The 18159-nt window shown below is 36.8% G+C and carries 19 protein-coding genes and 1 pseudogene; 2 read left to right on the forward strand and 18 right to left on the reverse strand.

Features of this window, described 5'->3' with window-relative positions:
- Positions 1-143: 143 nt before the first annotated feature.
- The 3 genes from M3600_RS25865 to M3600_RS25875 form a co-directional block, all read right to left on the reverse strand.
- Entirely contained in the window at positions 144-1052 is a 909-nt protein-coding gene (locus M3600_RS25865) for a D-alanine--D-alanine ligase (protein WP_251648079.1), read from the reverse strand.
- A 4-nt stretch (positions 1053-1056) separates the two neighbouring features.
- Positions 1057-2505 (reverse strand): MocR-like pyridoxine biosynthesis transcription factor PdxR, encoded by a 1449-nt coding sequence (gene pdxR / locus M3600_RS25870; protein ID WP_282581442.1) that lies wholly within the window; start codon positions 2503-2505, stop codon positions 1057-1059.
- A 160-nt stretch (positions 2506-2665) separates the two neighbouring features.
- Positions 2666-3196, reverse strand: a complete 531-nt coding sequence (locus M3600_RS25875) for a sugar O-acetyltransferase (RefSeq protein WP_237943252.1) — start codon at positions 3194-3196, stop codon at positions 2666-2668.
- Positions 3197-3419: 223 nt separating this feature from the next.
- Between M3600_RS25875 and M3600_RS25880 the strand changes: the two genes are divergently transcribed.
- Positions 3420-4163, forward strand: coding sequence for an SDR family NAD(P)-dependent oxidoreductase (locus M3600_RS25880; RefSeq protein ID WP_233314818.1), 744 nt, complete (start codon positions 3420-3422; stop codon positions 4161-4163).
- 34 nt (positions 4164-4197) lie between these two features.
- Here the strand turns inward: M3600_RS25880 and M3600_RS25885 are convergent, their stop codons facing one another.
- The 7 genes from M3600_RS25885 to M3600_RS25915 all read right to left on the reverse strand — a co-directional run bounded on the left by M3600_RS25885 (position 4198) and on the right by M3600_RS25915 (position 10335).
- Positions 4198-4683, reverse strand: a complete 486-nt coding sequence (locus tag M3600_RS25885; RefSeq protein ID WP_251648080.1) for a PTS sugar transporter subunit IIA — start codon at positions 4681-4683, stop codon at positions 4198-4200.
- Positions 4680-5468, reverse strand: coding sequence for a MurR/RpiR family transcriptional regulator (locus M3600_RS25890; RefSeq protein WP_233314816.1), 789 nt, complete (start codon positions 5466-5468; stop codon positions 4680-4682). The genes M3600_RS25885 and M3600_RS25890 overlap by 4 nt, the downstream gene beginning before the upstream one ends.
- Before the next feature lie 80 nt (positions 5469-5548).
- A complete protein-coding gene (locus M3600_RS25895) occupies positions 5549-6883 on the reverse strand; it encodes a 6-phospho-alpha-glucosidase (RefSeq protein ID WP_233314815.1) in 1335 nt (444 codons plus the stop codon).
- Positions 6884-7019: 136 nt separating this feature from the next.
- Positions 7020-7505 carry a hypothetical protein gene (locus M3600_RS25900; protein ID WP_233314814.1) on the reverse strand — a complete coding sequence of 162 codons (486 nt, stop codon included), beginning with the start codon at positions 7503-7505 and terminating at the stop codon, positions 7020-7022.
- Positions 7506-7630: 125 nt separating this feature from the next.
- A complete protein-coding gene (locus M3600_RS25905) occupies positions 7631-8884 on the reverse strand; it encodes a DUF445 domain-containing protein (protein ID WP_233314813.1) in 1254 nt (417 codons plus the stop codon).
- A 150-nt stretch (positions 8885-9034) separates the two neighbouring features.
- On the reverse strand, positions 9035-9202 hold the full coding sequence (locus tag M3600_RS25910; RefSeq protein WP_251648081.1) for a hypothetical protein: 168 nt from the start codon (positions 9200-9202) through the stop codon (positions 9035-9037).
- A 92-nt stretch (positions 9203-9294) separates the two neighbouring features.
- Entirely contained in the window at positions 9295-10335 is a 1041-nt protein-coding gene (locus M3600_RS25915; RefSeq protein ID WP_251648082.1) for a hypothetical protein, read from the reverse strand.
- A gap of 118 nt (positions 10336-10453) precedes the next feature.
- Between M3600_RS25915 and M3600_RS25920 the strand changes: the two genes are divergently transcribed.
- Positions 10454-10924, forward strand: a complete 471-nt coding sequence (locus M3600_RS25920) for a DinB family protein (RefSeq protein ID WP_251648083.1) — start codon at positions 10454-10456, stop codon at positions 10922-10924.
- A 41-nt stretch (positions 10925-10965) separates the two neighbouring features.
- Here the strand turns inward: M3600_RS25920 and M3600_RS25925 are convergent, their stop codons facing one another.
- The 8 genes and pseudogenes from M3600_RS25925 to M3600_RS25960 all read right to left on the reverse strand — a co-directional run bounded on the left by M3600_RS25925 (position 10966) and on the right by M3600_RS25960 (position 18125).
- A complete protein-coding gene (locus tag M3600_RS25925) occupies positions 10966-11610 on the reverse strand; it encodes a hypothetical protein (protein WP_251648084.1) in 645 nt (214 codons plus the stop codon).
- Between the two features lie 25 nt (positions 11611-11635).
- Positions 11636-12238 (reverse strand): hypothetical protein, encoded by a 603-nt coding sequence (locus M3600_RS25930; protein WP_251648085.1) that lies wholly within the window; start codon positions 12236-12238, stop codon positions 11636-11638.
- A 462-nt stretch (positions 12239-12700) separates the two neighbouring features.
- Positions 12701-13207, reverse strand: coding sequence for a kinase (locus tag M3600_RS25935; protein WP_251648087.1), 507 nt, complete (start codon positions 13205-13207; stop codon positions 12701-12703).
- Between the two features lie 26 nt (positions 13208-13233).
- Positions 13234-14097 (reverse strand): MurR/RpiR family transcriptional regulator, encoded by an 864-nt coding sequence (locus M3600_RS25940; RefSeq protein ID WP_233314806.1) that lies wholly within the window; start codon positions 14095-14097, stop codon positions 13234-13236.
- 173 nt (positions 14098-14270) lie between these two features.
- Positions 14271-15355: pseudogene (locus tag M3600_RS25945) on the reverse strand (DUF871 domain-containing protein).
- A gap of 18 nt (positions 15356-15373) precedes the next feature.
- Positions 15374-16522: an anhydro-N-acetylmuramic acid kinase AnmK gene (gene anmK, locus M3600_RS25950; RefSeq protein ID WP_285854852.1), complete on the reverse strand. Its 1149-nt coding sequence runs from the start codon at positions 16520-16522 to the stop codon at positions 15374-15376.
- 16 nt (positions 16523-16538) lie between these two features.
- Complete coding sequence (locus M3600_RS25955; RefSeq protein WP_237943262.1) at positions 16539-16823, reverse strand: hypothetical protein; 285 nt, start codon at positions 16821-16823, stop codon at positions 16539-16541.
- Positions 16824-16853: 30 nt separating this feature from the next.
- The gene (locus M3600_RS25960) at positions 16854-18125 is read right to left on the reverse strand and encodes a PTS sugar transporter subunit IIC (RefSeq protein WP_251648089.1); all 1272 of its coding nucleotides are present in this window, start codon (positions 18123-18125) and stop codon (positions 16854-16856) included.
- Between the last annotated feature and the right edge of the window lie 34 nt (positions 18126-18159).

Here is an 18159-nt window from a genome sequence, read left to right on the forward strand (position 1 = left end):
AACTCGCTTAAAGAAAGAAGATAATAAAAAGTTTTTAAAAGAAGTTGACTTCCACGAATATGGATGATATATTAGTACATGTCGCTAATGCGAAAAAACATTCTTTCTTTTTTTAAAAAAAGTTTGTCGGTAAACTTTATTCATCATGCATGCATTTTCCTTTCCTTAATGGAAGACTCGATGATTAAATCAAGGAGCTTACTGTAGGAAATTCCTGCAGACTCTGCACTTTTTGGCAGCAAGCTGTTCTTCGTCATACCTGGCAATGAATTAACTTCAAGGACATATGGAATCCCACTTTCTAGCATCATATCTACTCGTGCATAAACGCTGCATTTTAAAGACTGATAACAGCTCATCGCAGCAGAAAAAACGCGTGCTTCCATTTCTGGCAACAGCTGGACTACTTCTTCCACAGTAGCTGTGTCATCATATTTCGAGTTATAATCAAAAAACTCTCCTTTATGGCGAATTGATATGACAGGTAAAAGCTCTCCGTTTAGGATGGAACAAGTAATCTCTTCACCCTTGATATGTTTTTCAACAATTGCTTCAGTGTCCCATTTAAATACTTCATTAATGGCGGCTAGTAAGTTTTTTCGGTCATAGACAATTTTCACTCCTACACTTGACCCGCCAGAATTAGGTTTTACAATCACCGGATAACCCATCTGTTCTATTTTCTCTATCTTAAGTTCTGCCTTAGTAAGATGAATCCAGTCTGGCGTTGACACGCCTTCATAGCGGATGATTTTTTTCGAGATATTTTTATCCATGCATAAACTGCTGGAAAGCACACCGCTGCCTGTATAAGGAACACCCATCGTTTCCAGAGTGCCTTGAATAACACCATCCTCTCCAAATTTGCCATGAAGCGCCAGAAGTGCGACATCCAGATTTTTTGCCTTAGCGATTATTTCTTCTTTATGCTCAAGACAAATTGGGATTATCTCATATTTATTTTTGTCTAAATGCGCAATCATTTCTTCCCCTGTCATCAAAGAAACTTGTTTTTCGGATGAAATTCCACCCATTATTACGCCAACTCTCATTCTTCTAACCTCCATAATGTTTTTTTAAGGTTTCTCCTATCAGTTTAATCCCAGTAATAATGTCTTCTTCCTTTAGTCTCGAAAATCCTAACCGCATTGTATGATTTCCGCTGTTGTCTGTATAAAAATCATTTCCAAGGGCAAAAACCACGCCTTTTTGAGAACATTTCTTTAAGAGCTCTTGTGAATCGATCGACTTATCCAATTCAATGAATAGATGGAGACCGCCATCGCCGGTTATTCTTCGCAATGGAATGTATTTATTACAATACTGAACTGCCAATTCATACTTTTTCTTATAAACAGATCTTGCTTTTTTTATATATTTTTCAAAGTAGCCATCATTTAAATACTGATACAATATTGCCTGATCTAGAGTAGATGTATGAATGGTACGAGCTCTTTTCATGCTCTCCAAATAATAAATTAACTCTTTGTCTGCTAAAATCCAGCCGACTCTTAAACCTGGGAACAGTATTTTAGAGAAGCTGCTTGTATAAATGACATTATTGCCGTTCCCCGCGAATGCTGCCAATGGCGCTAAATGTGCGCCAGAGTACCGCAATTCTTCATTAAAACCGTCTTCCACAATTGGAATTTGATATGCTGAGTACAGCTCCATTATTTTCTTTCTTTTTTCAGAAGATGTAACAATTCCGGTTGGGTTATGATAGGACGGTATTAAATAAGCAAAATCATAATTATTTTTTGCCAAGAGGTCCTCAAGCATATCAATATTGATGCCGTCATCTTCCATGTCAATGCCGTCAATTTCATAGCCATGCATTCTGAATAATTTAAGTGCAGAGTGATGGGTTGGATTTTCACAAATAATCCGGCGCTGCTTCCTGTTTAGAGATGAAAGCAGAATATCTAGACCTTCTGTAAATCCATTTGTAATTAATATATCTTTATCTTTAATATCAACGCCTTTTACTTCCATATAATGAAGCAAGTAGTCGATTAGCGGTTTATACCCTTTGGCATAGCCATAATTCAGGACAACGTCTCCTTCTATAGCCATTCGATTCAGAAAAGCCCGTTTGAAATTTTCGACATCAAACAGCTTTTCGTCAGGTGCGATACTATTAAAGGAAATCACATCTTTGTTACGGCGCACTCCATGCTTCATCAGATCGTGTTTTTCTGCGAGCAGTGTTTGCTCACTCAGTTTTTCTGCCCAATTTACTTGTATAGACGGAGACTTAAAGGTTTCAACACGGCTAACAAAATTACCCTTTCCCTTTACCGCATAAATAAGTCCTTCCTGTTCTAAATCTGCATATGCCGTTAAAACGGTATTGCGGCTAATGAATAATTCTGAGCTGAGCTCCCGCGTCGACGGCAGCTTTTGATGTTCAACCAAATGCCCGTTAGTTATCATTCTTTTTAAATATTCTTTAAGCTGAATATAGACAGGTCGCCCCTCGACGAGCTTAAAATCATTAAACACTTTATTCATCTCCTTAAGTTACATTTTTACATGCTCACAGCATTTTCAAAAGGTCCACCTAAAGTGTATTTTTAACATTTAGTGGTTCGGAAGATTTATGTGGCTAAGTAAAATATAAAAAGCCGCCAGAAGGCAGCTATGCTCTACAAAAAATTCAGTATTAGATGTTTTTAATGACTTTAGCTGGATTTCCAGCAACAACTGTATTAGGCGGAACATCTTTTATCACAACAGAACCTGCCGCTACTATAGAATTATCTCCGATATTGACCCCAGCCAAAATTACACAGCTGCCGCCAATCCACACATCGTTGCCTATCGTAATAGGAATTCCATACCCGCTTTTATTCCGATCCTTAGGTTCAATTGCATGACCAGCAGTATATATTCCAACATTGGGGCCAATCATACAGTTATCCCCGACTCTAACTTCTGCCATATCTAAAATAGTGCAATTATAGCCGGCGTAAAAGTTATCACCAACATGAATATTGTAGCCTAAATCACAGTGGAAATTATGTTCAATCGAAGGATTTTCGCCAACACTGCCAAATAACTCCTTTATAACTTTCTCTCGTTTTGCTGAATCTTCCACTGCACTTTCATTAAATTCCCGAACAAGCTTGTGTGCTCGAATAGTCTTTCTTTTTAAATCAGCTGTACCCCGTTCATAGAAGATCTTCTCTTTCATATATATGTCCTCCTATATGGTTTTACTTATTTTAACATAGTATTTAATCGTATTCTCTGCTGAAACTAATATCTATCTAGATTATATGTAGATGTTTTTATTTCTATAAACGAAATATATTAATTTGAGATTCTTCAATTGACAAGTTTCGACAATAGGAGTACTATAAAAGTGTAGATAAGAGATAATAAAAAAACGTAGAAATAAATAGGAGGAATTCTTCATGACAAACTTACAAGACAAAGTGGCAATTGTTACAGGCGGTGCTTCTGGTATTGGACTAGCAACTGTAAAGGCTTTCCTAGATAAAGGAGCAAAAGTTGTTTTAGCTGATTATAATGCAGAAGCAGGAGCAGAAGTTGAAAAAGAACTCAAAGAAAAATATGAGGACGTTTTATTTGTAAAAGCAAATGTAGCTGAAGAAAGTGAAGTTGAAAATTTAGTTGCTGAAACGGTTAAACATTTTGGCAAACTAGATATCATCTTTAATAATGCTGGTGTAGGAGTACAAAAACCAACACATGAGCTAACAGCTGAGGAATATAAACGCGTAATTGCGATTAACCAAGACGGCGTATTCTATGGTGCAAAATATGCAATTCGTGAAATGCTAAAAACTGGCGGAGGTTCTATTATCAGCACTTCTTCTATCTTAGGATCTGTTGGCGAACCAACTTCCATTCCATATGCTGCAAGTAAAGGAGCAGTAAACCAAATTACAAAATCATTAGCTTTAGAATATGCAGATCGCAATATTCGTGTAAATGCAGTAGCTCCAGGATTCATCGAGTCTGGCATGGTTAGCAAAGAAGCTTTAGGTGATTTCTACGATGGTTTAGTTGCAAAACACCCAATTGGCCGTTTAGGCAACCCAGAGGAAATCGCACATGCTGTTGTGTTCTTAGCAGAAAACGACTTTGTTACAGGTACAACAGTGTTTGTTGATGGTGGTTATACTGCAATATAATAAAAATTCACCCTCGATTGTTAGCAATCGAGGGTTATTTATTATCGTAGTTTATAGAAGCTATCTCTAAACCAGCTCTAACTTCCCCAAAGCCCTTCACCAATATTTCTCCGTCCTTATCTTCTAAATTAGGAAAAACAAGCACCGAAATAATTTCCTTCCCTCTTTCTTCAAGAATGGATAGATTAAATATCCCAATATGGTCTCTAGCATGGATCTTCTCCCCAGGCTTAACCAAAATGTGAAAGCCTTCTCCGTTTAACTCTTCTGTTTCTAACCCTAACTGCAGCAATACTTCAAGTCCCTCTTCTGTCATTATGGCAATAGAATGCTTTGCTTCGGAAATTTGGAGCACTGTGCCTGTTATTGGTGCATAAATATCGCCGTTAACAGGAATGATTGCAAGACCCTCTCCGAATACTTTTCTTGAGAATACAGGATCTGGCACACTGTCTAACGGAATGATTTCGCCGCTGATAGGACTATGTATGCAAACCTGTGCTTTTTTCCTTTTCATCATTCAGTCTCCCCTTCCTGCCCCTTACTATTTATATAATCGATATAGCCAAATGCTAACGCTTCTACCACAATGAAAAAAGCCGACGCTGATTGTATCCACCAATTTTTAGGGTTAGGGTTCTTTGAACTTGATGCATATAAATTCAAATCCGAATGCCCTGATAGCCAATTACTCTTAAAATTGGTAAGCGAGATAATTTTTGCTCCTTTTACTGCTGGTATATCCAGTAAGCCTTGCAGATTTGGATTTTCTCCGGACAATGACAGCAATATAATTAAATCATCGCTTGTCAGCTTTTCAATAATACGCTTATATTCATTCGTATGCGACATTCCCGGAATTAGCTGCACTGGTTTGCCAATCAATAAGAACAAACGCTGCAGCTCTGCAGCTTGATTTGTCTGTGCAAAGCCTGTAGAAATAACATAGATATTTTTACTTGCTTCAATCGCTTTATAAATGGGTAAAAGATCGACATTATTTAAATATTGCATCGTTTTTTGAACATCTTGGAGAATTTGATCAAAAAGCTCGTTCTGCTCTGGAGTATCTTCAGAATCATTTATTTCCCATTTTACAAAATTTTTAAATTCACTATAGCCGCTAAACCCTAACTTTTGGGAAAATCTTAAAATGGATGATTTAGAGGCTAAACTATTTTTAGCTAATTCATTAATTCCTAGCTTGCCGATTTTTTCTTTATTTGCAAGCACATATTTAGCAATCGTTAAATCTGTATCACTTAAATAGTCATAGTTATTATTAATTAATTCCTCCAGACTCATCGGAATCTCCTTCCATTGTAAAAAAGTAACAGGGTATGAACTTCTTACCCTGTTACTTCATTTTAGCAATACATCTATTCTTAATGAAGCTCTGTCCAAAAATCCTTGTTTGCTTCAATTAAATCATCCAATATATCTTTTGCAACACTTGCACTTGGCACTGTTCGTGAAAGTGTCAGTGCTTGCCAAAGCTTTTGATATGATTTTTCTAAATATGCTTGTACAACTAATTTTTCAACAGATACTTGCTGCTCAATTAACCCTTTTTGGAACTGAGGAATGGTGCCGATTGATATTGGCTCAACGCCTGCTTTGCTTACTAAACAAGGAATCTCAACCATTGCATTCGGATCGACATTGGCAATCGCTCCATTATTTGGAACAATTAACAACATTCTTTCGTACGTATTGTACGCAAGGGCACCGGCAAGCTGAACAATAAATTCTGCATGCTCTCCTGCTTCAATGCTTGTCCCTTCTGCTGTACCAGCTTCGGCGATACGTTTGCATTCTGCAAATACATTCTTCTCACGATGATTCATTACTTCATTTGCTCTCGTAAAGGATGGATTAGAATGCTCGACAACATAATCTGGGTATAAATAATATTTTAAATAGGTGTTGGGTAAAGTGTCTGGATCTACAGCATATATATCTTTTGCTTTTGTGAATGTATCCATCCAGCTGGATTCAGCTAACAGCGGATTGTTAATGCCGTCATTTTTAGCTCCATAACCCCATTTTTTAACATGCTCTTTCAGCTGTGGCATTAAGTCATTGCCCGCTTTATCATAAAGCTCTGTCCACCAGCCGAAGTGGTTTAAACCATAGTAACGTTCGATTATATCATTTTCAGATTCTAACCCCAATATGTCTGCCATGGACTTTTTAATAGCTACAGGCATATCGCAAATATTGATAATTTTTGAGTCAGGTCGCAAAATCCGGGTAGCTTCCGCTACAATGGAAGCAGGATTTGAATAATTTAACATCCATGCATTCGGTGAATACTGTTCCATATAGTCGATTAATTCCACTACTTTTGGGATAGACCTCATTCCATAGGCAATGCCACCAGGACCGCATGTCTCTTGGCCAACAACTCCATATTTTAAAGGAATCTTCTCATCCTGTTCACGCATTTTCAGACCGCCGGCACGAATATGTGCCATCACAAAATCAACATCAGAAAACGCTGTTTCTGGGTCTGTTGTTGCAACAAACTCCATTTCAGGAGCACGTTCCTTAATGATAATTTCACAAGCATTCGCAATTGTTTCTTGACGTTCTTTATCGTTATCATAAAACTTCAGCTTTCTTAAAGGAAATTTATCCTGGTTTTCAATTAGCATCATCACAATTCCCGCAGTATAAGTACTTCCTCCGCCAGCAATAACAACTGAGTTCTTTTTCATAAAAAATCCCTCACCTCTAGTTTGATTGATTAGTATAAACTAATCCTTAAGGCGAGTATACTCGATTTTTTATTGTAAATAAGTGTTTCGAAGGACATTGGGAAAAGTCCCAGCGGTTGGTTCGTTTTGCTGCTATTTAAAGCTTTGAAGATTTGCCAGTATAAAGTTTTATTTGAATACTTGTACATATAATGATAATTTTTGTTTGCGAAAACAAATCGATTTCATGTGATAACAGCTTATCATCAATTGCGGTAATTTCATCATAGCCCCACTCATCAATACCTCGCATCCCATCAAAGGCAATGCTATCACTGTTAGCATACACATTTCGTGTAATATCAAAGTCAAAGAAAAACCTTCTAACTTGGCTCCATATTACTTCATACAGTAAGTCATCATAATGCTTAATAATCATTATGATAGTTGTTGGGTCTTCCATATCCTCCTTGCTGTTGTTGTCAAAATGATTAACCAGTTTCATATCCTTGATGCTGGCATCATGAAAGGAATGATTAAGAACGAATTCAGCTGTGTCTGAATCAAAGCGATGGCTAATACTTTGCAAGTTTTGTTGATATCCTGCTAGATCCCAGTGATCTTCTGATATAAAGAACTTCAAATTATATAACTCCCTTTTACTTTTTAGACATGCTTAAACAGATACGCACTTTAATAGGAAAAGGTTTCAGATAACATGCTAGAAAATAGTAAAAAAAGCTGCTTCACGCAGCTTTTTTTCATTGATTACATTAACTGAATTAAACCATGGATACCCGTCAGGATAATCCCAATAATAAACCCGCAAATAGCTCCGTTAACACGAATCCATTGCAAGTCTTTTCCAATATTGTTTTCAATCATGTCAATCATTGTTTCGTTATCAAGCTTATCTAAGTTTTCTTGCACAAGATCACCAATTTTCGCATGATTCTTTTCAATCAGGATTGTAATTTGCGTTTGTAACCATGCATCAATAGTCTTGCTGTTGCTCTGAACCATGCCAAGAAAGTGTAAGCACATTGGAATCAAATAAGCATCAATAAACTCTTCATCGTCCAATTGAAGCAGGATATTTTGCTGTATTTTTTGTAGGCTTTCCATTATAGTGCTGTCTAAATCCCATTCAGAAATCAACTGATTTTTCCACTTGTCGATTCCCTCTATCAGCTGTTCATTCTCGTTCATTGCTTCCATTTCTTTGCGAATATACTGGACTAAAGCTTCACGGTTTGGCTGTCCTTTATGCTGCAAGCTTCTTACACCGCTCAACAGTAAATTTTGCACGATGTTGCCAAGTTTCTCCTCGCTGAGCAAGCTTTCAATGGACCTTAACGCAAATTTAAGCATTCCATCTGCTTCAATCCGGTTAATTACATTCATGGAAACACTGCCAAGCTTGCTTTTTGTTTCTTCTTGCCTTAACCAGTTATCCGCTTTTTTTAGCACATGGTCTAATACTTTTTCATCGAAATTTTCATTAACTAATTTTGAGCTTATCGCTTCAATAATTTTTTTCACTTCAACAGTTGATAGTGTCAGTGTTATTTGTGATTTAATAAACGGGACCATTTTTTCAAGCTCTATATTGCTAACAAGCTTCTTAATCCCTTTAATGATTCCAACTCTTAAAGAACCTTTCGTTATAAGATCTGTAATGGTTGGAAGGAGCTTATCTGTAAAAGAGATATCCTTTATCTTATCTTGGATGCTTTCTTTAGAAAGCCAATCGTTTTTCAAAACTGTAACCAATCCATTTGTAACCCTTTTTCGATTATTAGGCAATAATGCAGTATGGGGTATCGGCAGTCCAAGGGGGTGACGGAACAATGCAGTAACTGCGAACCAATCTGCTAACCCACCAACAAGTCCTGCTTCAAATCCGCCTTGCAGCAATCTGATCCAAATAGAATCATCAAACGGTGCTGTTGCAATATAACCAATCCCCATAATAATCAAGGAATATACAGCTAATTTTTTTGATTTTGTTTTCATAGACATCTTTTTCCTCATCCTTAAATAATATTAAAATTTATCTATTCTTTTCTTATTATAACCGCCAATCACAGAAAATATCGTATTTAAGAGCAGCACTAAGCAAAAAAGCCGAATTTTTCATCCGGCTCTCTATACAATCTATAAAAATTTCTATTATTTGTCCAGTCGATTGAGTTTTGCAGAGATTTCTCTAAGAATACTGGTTTTTTCTTTTTGTATTTTCAATAGCTTCCAAGCATACCAAACTGCAAATATAAAAATCCCTATTTTCCCTAACCATATAATAGGAATAAATAATAAATTAACATCTACCCAACTCACGTAAAAAACCCCACTTTTCTTGTACAAACCTTTTGGTTAATTATATCTATATTTACTGCTTTTAACAAACAGAAAGAACAAGTATGATTCTATTATTGTTTCGTTTTTAATAGTTCCGTTAATTGTTCTTCTGCATAAAAGAAACCGTATATTTTTTTCCTTTTTTTTGTTTCCTTCAAAACTTCTGCTATTTTTTGATGCGCTTGTTGTTCATCACCTTTTAACTTTGCTAAAATAGCTTCACTTCTTTTATAACTGACAGGCTCTAGCGGACTCAAGTATTCATGAAGTTTTTTCATCTCTTCAAGATTTTTATTGCCACTGAAAATAGAATCTAACTGTCGGATATGGCTGATAAATTGCAGTGATAATTTATTCTTCTTCGTTACTGGTATTTGCTTATACGGTTCAATTAAAGCACTGGCACAGTCATAGCCATCCTTCAATAACGTGTAGTAAAAAATCATATACGCAATCATAATATTGTCAGAAGAAGGCTTCATTGTTTTTACCCGATTTATTAATTCTTCGGACCACTCGGAGGGATGTAAGGGAGAATTCATTTCTTTCAGCAACAAAAGCGATATCAGAAATTCTTTTGTTTGTTCTCCCCCTCTTGATAGCTCAAGTAAAACACGTCCATCTGATTTTAACGCCCCATTGGTTGGTAATATCGTTACAATGAAAATTGCCGAATTAAACATCCCGAGATATATAGCTAGATCTAAGTCCATTGGTATTCCGAAACTTAAACTGATTAAAGCAGCAGCCGCTGAAAAGATTGGCCCCCCTGCTGCAAACAGCTTATGTTGCTTGGCGATTGCAGTCAGTTCGTCTGTTAAAGGGGAACAGCTTGCTGCACCACCAAACAAGAACCAGCTTTCATTCACTTTAATATGCATTCTGTCACTGTTTTCGATTGTTAGTGGACCGACCGTTAAAAAGTTGAACCGATACCCTGCCCAAACTCCGAACAACACATGACCTAGTTCATGAATCAATAACGTCAGCAGTAAAAAGCCAAAGGATATCCCTGTAAAATTAGCCAAAGAAGCGACATTCGTAAATTGAAATGCCAATACAAGTATTCCTAAAACGATTGATACCGGCAATGGTTTTGTGAGTCTGCTCATTCCATTTACTCCCTCCAACACACTAATACGAATCAGTATGAAATAAGTTCCAAGTTTTAGAATTAACTTTAAGTTCCATTATTGTATAATGATAGATATTAGTAAAGGAGGTTTTTAGATGAATTCAATCGACTTAATTCTATTAAACTTTGCAGAAGTCAGAAGAAGAAGTATAAAAGTGTGGACATCTATCCCGTCAGAAAAATTATTCTGGAAGCCGGACAATGAGGCAATGAGCTGTATTGAAATGATTAGACATGTACTTGAAAGCGAGCATTATTATCATTTGGCTATAAAAAACAGGGCAAGTTTAGCTGTATTTGATTCCCCATTCGAAGGCAGACCATATTCAACTGTTGATGCAGAATTAGAAATTGCTGAGCCTTATCGTAATAGTTTTCTAGATACGATAAAATCCTTTACAGAAGAAGATTTAACTAAAATAAAAATTGACCGCTCTGAATCTGGTTACATAAGAGAGCTAGGAGATATGCTGTTGCGCGTCGCCTATCATGAGTCTGTTCACACCGGTCAGCTCCTGGATTATTTAAGAACAGCCGATATCCCAAGAGTTCGTATTTGGGACTGAGTTTAGGTGGTGCATAAGTATTATGCACCACCCGTCCTGCTCTATTCCAATTCCTCCACAAGTTTATCATTAATTTGTGTAACCTCTGTTTCCGCTGGTAGACTTTCCATCACCATATTAATGCTTGAATATCTTTTTTCATTAGAAAACAAATAAAAACCATGCCCGTCATGACCAATCGAAATGTAAAAAGAATTTGGTTTTAAAGGAACGACTGCTGTTCTCTTCTTATAATGGAACTGCACATTATTGATGGACGAAATGGCATAAAAATCATTCATGACCGCTTGTATATAGGTATCATTAATAATTTGCGAAAGAGTATCTATATCCATAAACTTCACAGTTATATACGCTGGATGATAGAAACTTCTTATTCTTCTAGAACTATGGTAGATTCTTTTTTCTAATGAATATTGGACATTGTATTCTAAACTTAGTGCGTCAAAGTCAGTTAAGTATTCTTCGACGTTATTAGTTTCCAAATAAAGTGATAGATATAAAGGAAAGGTATTAGCAGCAAATAAGAATTTCTTTAAATAATCTCGCTCACTGTTATCATGTTTTTCATCCACGCTGAGATAGTAAACTTTAGGCGAAGTCTGCAAAAATTCAGTTTTAACAGGCAAAAAATGCTCTTTCAACACCTCCTGCAAATCCTCTTCCTTTAACCATAATTGATCCATTGATTTCACCCTTTACATTCCGCTATTAGTCTATAATCGTTCCGCTCGGCAGATGATTGATTAGCTCATCCAATGATGCATAACGGAGATCATTCGTATAGATAGTAAACCCTTGCCCATCATGCCAAATTACAATAACCGTTGCTGCTTCTTTCATATTAAAGCACGGAACTAGAGATTGCTTTTGTCTGCCAAATAAACCTTTAGTAAGTTTCTGCTTATAGGTAATATTATCTGAAAAAGAAACAGCATAAAACTGATTAGATCCTGCAAACCAAAAGCTTTCCTCTAAAACAAGGTTCAGCGCAGAAGAGTTATTTATTGTAATTCTAAAGACCGGATATCCCTTTTGTTTTGGTTCTACATAGCCTAATGAATAAAGAATGCTTTTCTGTCTTAATTTAGATTCCAGTTCTTCTGTACAGTCTTTATATGCTTCAAATACAACAAAAAGGGAGAATTCATTTTGTTTACATAGAAAGTCATATAAAAATTGCTTCGTTTCCTCATCATAATTCTCATATTCCGAAGGACCAATATATATTTTAGACAATACTCGAGCTTCTTCAAATAGTAAATAATCCTCCTCTGAATTAAATGGCTCTGCTGTTATATGAATCTTGGTCAAGAACAAGCCACCTCTTCCTATGTAGTTCTTTGTGTAAGTTTTTTTATAATAGAGGTAATTCCGTTTAAACAAAGCAAAATGATTAGTTGTAGAAAGGAAAATAAAATAATAGCCAAAAATAAATCGAAATACTCCTCGCCTGGCGGTGAATCGGTTGAAATATCCACATTTAATATATTAAAAAAATAGGAAAAACCAATTGAACAGAATAAGCCTAAGTAAATGCTTATCCAGTGACGATAATATCTTATATTTATTAAACCGAAAAAAATAAACATGTGCTTAACCCTATACATATTGTATTAATCAAAATAATTATTAGTAGATGCTTTGTTTCAATCTGCATAGAGTTGCTACCTCCAGGGGAAAAATGAGAGTGATATTCTTTGATATAATAAATTCTTCAAAAATAAAAGCCGTCCAACTAGGACGACCTCTTCTATACTATTTCGCTGCAGGCACTCATTCACCTTCTTCTTCCAGATTTCTCACAATTAACTTTACTACCTCTTTATGTGACAATTCATTAGTCAATTTTCTTTCACCACCCACTCCTAAGTAATCGTTAGGAGTCCACCAGGAGCGCATGGCATCTTCTCCAAACTCCAACTTCTTATCACGGGTATTATGGCGTTTGACTGTTTCTTCGAATGTTAGATCAAAGTAATAGGTAAATGCCTTTCCATCATAGAAATCAATTAGGTTATGGAGCATGTTACCGTAGCGGATTTTATTCAGTATCCCTTCGACAATAACATATTTACATTTGCTCTTTCCATATTCAGCAACTTGACGAATCAGATCAATAGATAGGTTCCCTTCTCTATCGTGAACCTTTAGCATATCTCGGCGGATTGTATCCTGGGAAACTAACAGTGTGGCAGTACCATAATGGTCTTGAATACTCTTTGCTACAGTAGTTTTACCGCTGCCTGAATTTCCACGCAAAATTATTAACTTAGATTCCATTATTAATGGTCCCCTTTAGAAAATACTTATCCTTTATTTTTCTGGGTGAACTCCATTACTGCGTTTCGCGAGTTTACAATTTTTTCAATACTATCATCATAATACTTAGATACGTAGGCATAAAAGATAATATCGATTGTTAAGAATTGGGCGAATATCGAGCTTGTAGCAGCACTGCGGAACTGCGCTTCTGGTGCGCGCACATATTGTAAGGATAATCCAACCTTTTGTGATAAGGTATTATGACCAAAACGGGTTAGTCCAATGGTTTGACAGCCAGACTCCTTTGCGATATCAACAAGGCGAAGTACTTCCGTTGTCTCACCTGTATTCGACACACAGAAGAAGATGCAATTTTTTGAAGCTCCTGAAAGGATGGAAGCATAAATATGGGCATCTTGGATTGCTACAACGACTTTTCCTAAGCGGGACCATTTTTGCATAATATCATTTGCTACAAGAGATGAAGCTCCTAAACCATACACATATACAACATCTGCATGCTTTATACTTTCAATTGCTTTATCAATCATTTCATCATCTAATTCTAAAGCAGTTTCTTTAATAACCTGTACTGAATTCGAGACAATCTTTTCCTTAATGGACTGGGTTGTTTCGTTTTTTTCAATATCAGAAAAGCTGCTTTTCAAAGAATGGGAAAATTGGGATGAAAGAGACAGCTTTAAATCTGAATAGCCTTCCACTCCAATGGAACGGCATAAGCGGATGACCGCAGCACTGCTGGCATTTGCATGCATAGCCAATTCATGAACAGACATTCGTACAATATCATTGGCATTTTCTAATATGTATTGTGCGACCTTTCTTTCTGACTTGGGCAGCTCTTCAATAATACTTTCAATTCTCACTAATATATTAACGGAAGTCATAGTTTCCCCCTTTTCAATCTCTCTGTTGTAAAAAATAATCCACTTAGTGTTATAGTACTGAATTTATTTTATCAAGAAAAGCTACCTGACTAATAGGTTTTTGATTAAAACTCTAAAAACTAGCGAAAAGCAAGCCTCAAAGATACAAGATGCTTGAGGCTTGCCACTCTAAACTATTCTAATGTAAATTGAAATTTCCCCCATGGCTGCAGAAAATCTAATAAAAATACTTCCTCAGGAACAATACGGCCAACCACATTTGTCTTTCCCGAGTTTTCCATATCTTGCAGAGCGATTTGCAGCTCTCCTTTGTACTGCCCGTATCGCTCATTTTCTATAAGAATATCTCCGCGGCGAATGTTAGGCGTGTTTGTTGCTTTAAAGTCTTCCTGTTTATATTTCACTCGTGATTGCGTAGACCTGATTAAATAATCGGAAACATCACCCCTGTAAAAATGAAATTCATCTAGCACAATTTTTTTCTCAAGCTCTGTGATCGAGTTATATAATTCTGTTTTGAATGTCAGCATGTTGCTGTTAAGCTGACTTAGCACCTTCATTTCGGCTTCTGAAGCATAGGCATTAGCAATGACCACTTCGTCTATCAGACCAGTCGCAAACAAGTGTTTAGCCTGTGTTTCTATAGGAAGGTTACGATGCATTTCTAGTGTGCACAACCCTTCAGTAACTGGCCACGGTCCAAATGTTGCTGCTTGTGAATTAATAAAAGCAGCTGTGCTTATATTATGCTTTTTAAACAGATCACAGCATTTGTTGAAATGGGAATAAGTTAAACCTGCATAACGATGCGGATAAAAATTGTGGGAACCTACTAAATTATCTCGATTAGGCTGATAAGCGATAATATTATCTAAATAATTAGTAGCATTGCTCATATTAATTTCAATCTTTAGCCCAAAGGGATTATGTGTCATGATTGCTTCTTCATTTCCAGAAAAACCTGCATCTAGGCGAATGCCATAAGCACCCATGTCTGCAAAGAATGACAGGTCATTATAGGAAATTCCTAAAGCAGTTAAAACTCTCGGTGCTATATCGACCATACTTTCATCTCTAGATCATTTGCAAAAGAACAAATTTCTTGAAAATTTTTCATAATGTCCTTCTGTTGACCATTAACGGACAACAGACATGTAAACACCTTTTCAAAGCCGTACTTATGGGCCAGTTGAAGATATTGTTTATCTTTTTCCATTGTGGAATGCTCAGGATATAGGGATATTCCTAACTTTTTCATGAAAGTTTCCTCTCTATTTTAAAATGGAACTGGTGTAATGTTACCAAGGATAAGCGCCTGCTTAGCTCCTGTTGCTTTAGGAACATTGCTTGGTAAATTATTCATCGTTTCGTTTGCTAAGACAGCAAACGCTATTGCTTCTTTTGCTTCAGATGAAAAACCTAAATCCTCCTGCCTTATTACCTGACAAAACTCTGAAAGCTCTTGTTGTAGCATCACAAGCAGCATTTTATTGTAAGACCCGCCTCCGCCAATAACAACTTCGTCTATTTTAGTTGTGGGAAAGATAAACTTTTTATAGTTTTCAGCTATGGACTTTGCGGTAAACATGGTCATTGTTGTCACAAAATCATGTTCGGAAACTTGCGGATAGGCATTTACTAGGGAGTCTACTAATGCTGTGCCAAATAATTCTCTCCCTGTTGATTTTGGTGGTGAAGCAAGGATAAACGGAATTTCCATACAGTGTTCCAGCAAGTCTTTATTAACATTGCCGGTTTTTGCAATTTCTCCTTTATTATCAAAAGGAACCCCGTAAAACTTTTCGCAAAGATAATCTATTATCATGTTTCCCGGACCGGTATCAAACGCCTGCACATCTTCTATGGCAGCAGCCTTCGGCAAAACGGTGGCATTTCCAATACCGCCTATATTCTGAAGAATTATCGATTTTTCCCTGCTGCCATATAAAAGAAGCTCTGTATATGGAACTAGTGGTGCACCTTGTCCTCCTGCCGCCATATCCATTGTACGGAAATTAGATACTACAGCTGTTTTTGTTTGATAGGCAATAACAGCTGGCTCGCCAATTTGTAAGGTAGACGGGCTCAAGCCTTCTGTTTGATAGGGCTGATGATAAATGGTTTGTCCATGTGATCCGATGACATCAAGGTCTTCCAAGGCAAGCTTTGCCTTTTTACAAACATCAGTAACAGCAGCTGCAAAAATTTCACCGAGCTTAAAATTTAAAGAACAGATTAGTGCGCTGTTTGAAGTTTCAATTGAAAATGAATCATGGATTTCCTTTTTTATGTCTTTGGAATAAGGAAACGACATAAATTCAATCAGTTCAACCTTTGTTTTCATACCGCAGCCGTCTATTTTGACTAATGCCACATCAACTCCATCTAATGATGTTCCAGACATAAGGCCTACAACATATGCCAAATAAGTACACCTCCATTTATTCAAATACTAATAAGAAACAACCTAATGAGCAGCCTACTAATAATGCTAGAAATAATGTAATTACATGCTTTTTATTGTTTAATTTACGTTCAATCCAGACAATCACAAATGTTAAAGCACTGCTGATTCCAATGCTATTGACAATACTTAATGCAGCTTGCTGATTTACTCCAGTAGCACTTAAAAGAGGAACAAAGACAAGATTAAAAATGAGTATTAAGCTAAAGAAAATCGCGGCACTTTTATAGCTAAAAAAGAGCAGATTTTGTGTCTTTCTCATTTGCTTCCCCCCTGTAATAAACACATTACCTTACGCTGCGGATTTTTCTTCGCTTTCTTGGGTGACGAGCTTATTATCATATATTTTAAAGAATGGTAAATAGATAAGCACAGAAAGAACCATATTAATAAGAACTATTACAATAGCTCTCCAGTCCCCGCCTGTTGCTAAATAGGCACCAATTGGAGCTGGCAAGGTCCATGGCACCATTACATAGGTTGGGCTGACCATTCCGATTGCTGTTGCTATATAGGCAATAGTTGCTCCCACTAATGGCGTAATAATGAATGGAATAATTAATAGTGGATTTAATACAATCGGGACACCAAAGATTACCGGCTCGTTAATATTAAATAAGCTTGGAATAATCGTAGTCTTTGCCATTGCTTTACTATATTTTGATTTTGCTGTTAATAACATCGCAATGACTAATCCTAATGTTGCACCAGATCCGCCAATCCAAATAAACCATTGAAAAAATGTTTCAGGAGCAATATGCGGAATATTGTTTCCAGCCGCAACTGCTGCGGAGTTATTAGCTAAATACACTTCCCAAACGGGGCGGGCAACTGCTCCAACAACGGAGACACCGTGAATTCCAAAGGACCAAAAGAAAGTAATTAAAAATGTTGGCAGAATGACTCCAAGATACGTATCACCGGCTTTAATGAGTGGTGCAACTGCTTTGCCTACAATCGAATGGGTATCTATCCCAAAAACGACAGTAATAAGCGCCATAACGGTTAATACGAGGGTCACAGGTATTAACGCTTCAAACGACCTTGCGACAGAAGGCGGCACAGGACTTGGCATTTTTATCATAATTTTCTTCGATTTGCATAAACGGAGAATTTCTACAGAAAAAATCGAAACGATCAGACCAACAAACAGACCATGTCCTCCAAGATTAGCCATCGGCAGGACAAAGCCGACCTCCTCTACCGTTTGGACACCAATCGTAAATAAGAATGCAGCAGTAGAAAGCAGCGCACCAGAAAGAGGATCAATCTTATAGCTTTGAGATAAACTATAGCCTATTCCAAACGTGATATATAAAGTCATGATAAACATTGTTAACCGGTACGGAATTAAGATTTCTGCTGCATGTTTACTCGCCCAAGCTGCAATAGCAGAATCAGCACTCACTGGTGGAAAAGCAATAATCAGAAAGATACTGCCAAAGATTATAAACGGCAATGCGGAAACCACCCCGTCGCGGATAGCCCGTAAATGTTTTTGCTCAGATAGCTTTGCCATGGGAGTAGAAAGATTTCTTTCTAAAAAGTCTACAAACTTATCCATTTATATTCCCTCCTAATTGTTCACTAGCTCACCT

The organism is Niallia sp. MER 6 (genome assembly GCF_023714395.1).
GTDB lineage: Bacteria > Bacillota > Bacilli > Bacillales > Cytobacillaceae > Niallia.

What these genes read in the sequence shown, in the direction of transcription:
- M3600_RS25865 (WP_251648079.1), bottom strand. Translation starts at nt 1,052, where the DNA reads ATGAGAGTTGGCGTAATAATGGGTGGAATTTCATCCGAAAAACAAGTT.
- M3600_RS25875 (WP_237943252.1), bottom strand. Translation starts at nt 3,196, where the DNA reads ATGAAAGAGAAGATCTTCTATGAACGGGGTACAGCTGATTTAAAAAGA.
- M3600_RS25880 (WP_233314818.1), top strand. Translation starts at nt 3,420, where the DNA reads ATGACAAACTTACAAGACAAAGTGGCAATTGTTACAGGCGGTGCTTCT.
- M3600_RS25885 (WP_251648080.1), bottom strand. Translation starts at nt 4,683, where the DNA reads ATGATGAAAAGGAAAAAAGCACAGGTTTGCATACATAGTCCTATCAGC.
- M3600_RS25890 (WP_233314816.1), bottom strand. Translation starts at nt 5,468, where the DNA reads ATGAGTCTGGAGGAATTAATTAATAATAACTATGACTATTTAAGTGAT.
- M3600_RS25895 (WP_233314815.1), bottom strand. Translation starts at nt 6,883, where the DNA reads ATGAAAAAGAACTCAGTTGTTATTGCTGGCGGAGGAAGTACTTATACT.
- M3600_RS25905 (WP_233314813.1), bottom strand. Translation starts at nt 8,884, where the DNA reads ATGTCTATGAAAACAAAATCAAAAAAATTAGCTGTATATTCCTTGATT.
- M3600_RS25915 (WP_251648082.1), bottom strand. Translation starts at nt 10,335, where the DNA reads ATGAGCAGACTCACAAAACCATTGCCGGTATCAATCGTTTTAGGAATA.
- M3600_RS25920 (WP_251648083.1), top strand. Translation starts at nt 10,454, where the DNA reads ATGAATTCAATCGACTTAATTCTATTAAACTTTGCAGAAGTCAGAAGA.
- M3600_RS25925 (WP_251648084.1), bottom strand. Translation starts at nt 11,610, where the DNA reads ATGGATCAATTATGGTTAAAGGAAGAGGATTTGCAGGAGGTGTTGAAA.
- M3600_RS25935 (WP_251648087.1), bottom strand. Translation starts at nt 13,207, where the DNA reads ATGGAATCTAAGTTAATAATTTTGCGTGGAAATTCAGGCAGCGGTAAA.
- M3600_RS25940 (WP_233314806.1), bottom strand. Translation starts at nt 14,097, where the DNA reads ATGACTTCCGTTAATATATTAGTGAGAATTGAAAGTATTATTGAAGAG.
- M3600_RS25955 (WP_237943262.1), bottom strand. Translation starts at nt 16,823, where the DNA reads ATGAGAAAGACACAAAATCTGCTCTTTTTTAGCTATAAAAGTGCCGCG.
- M3600_RS25960 (WP_251648089.1), bottom strand. Translation starts at nt 18,125, where the DNA reads ATGGATAAGTTTGTAGACTTTTTAGAAAGAAATCTTTCTACTCCCATG.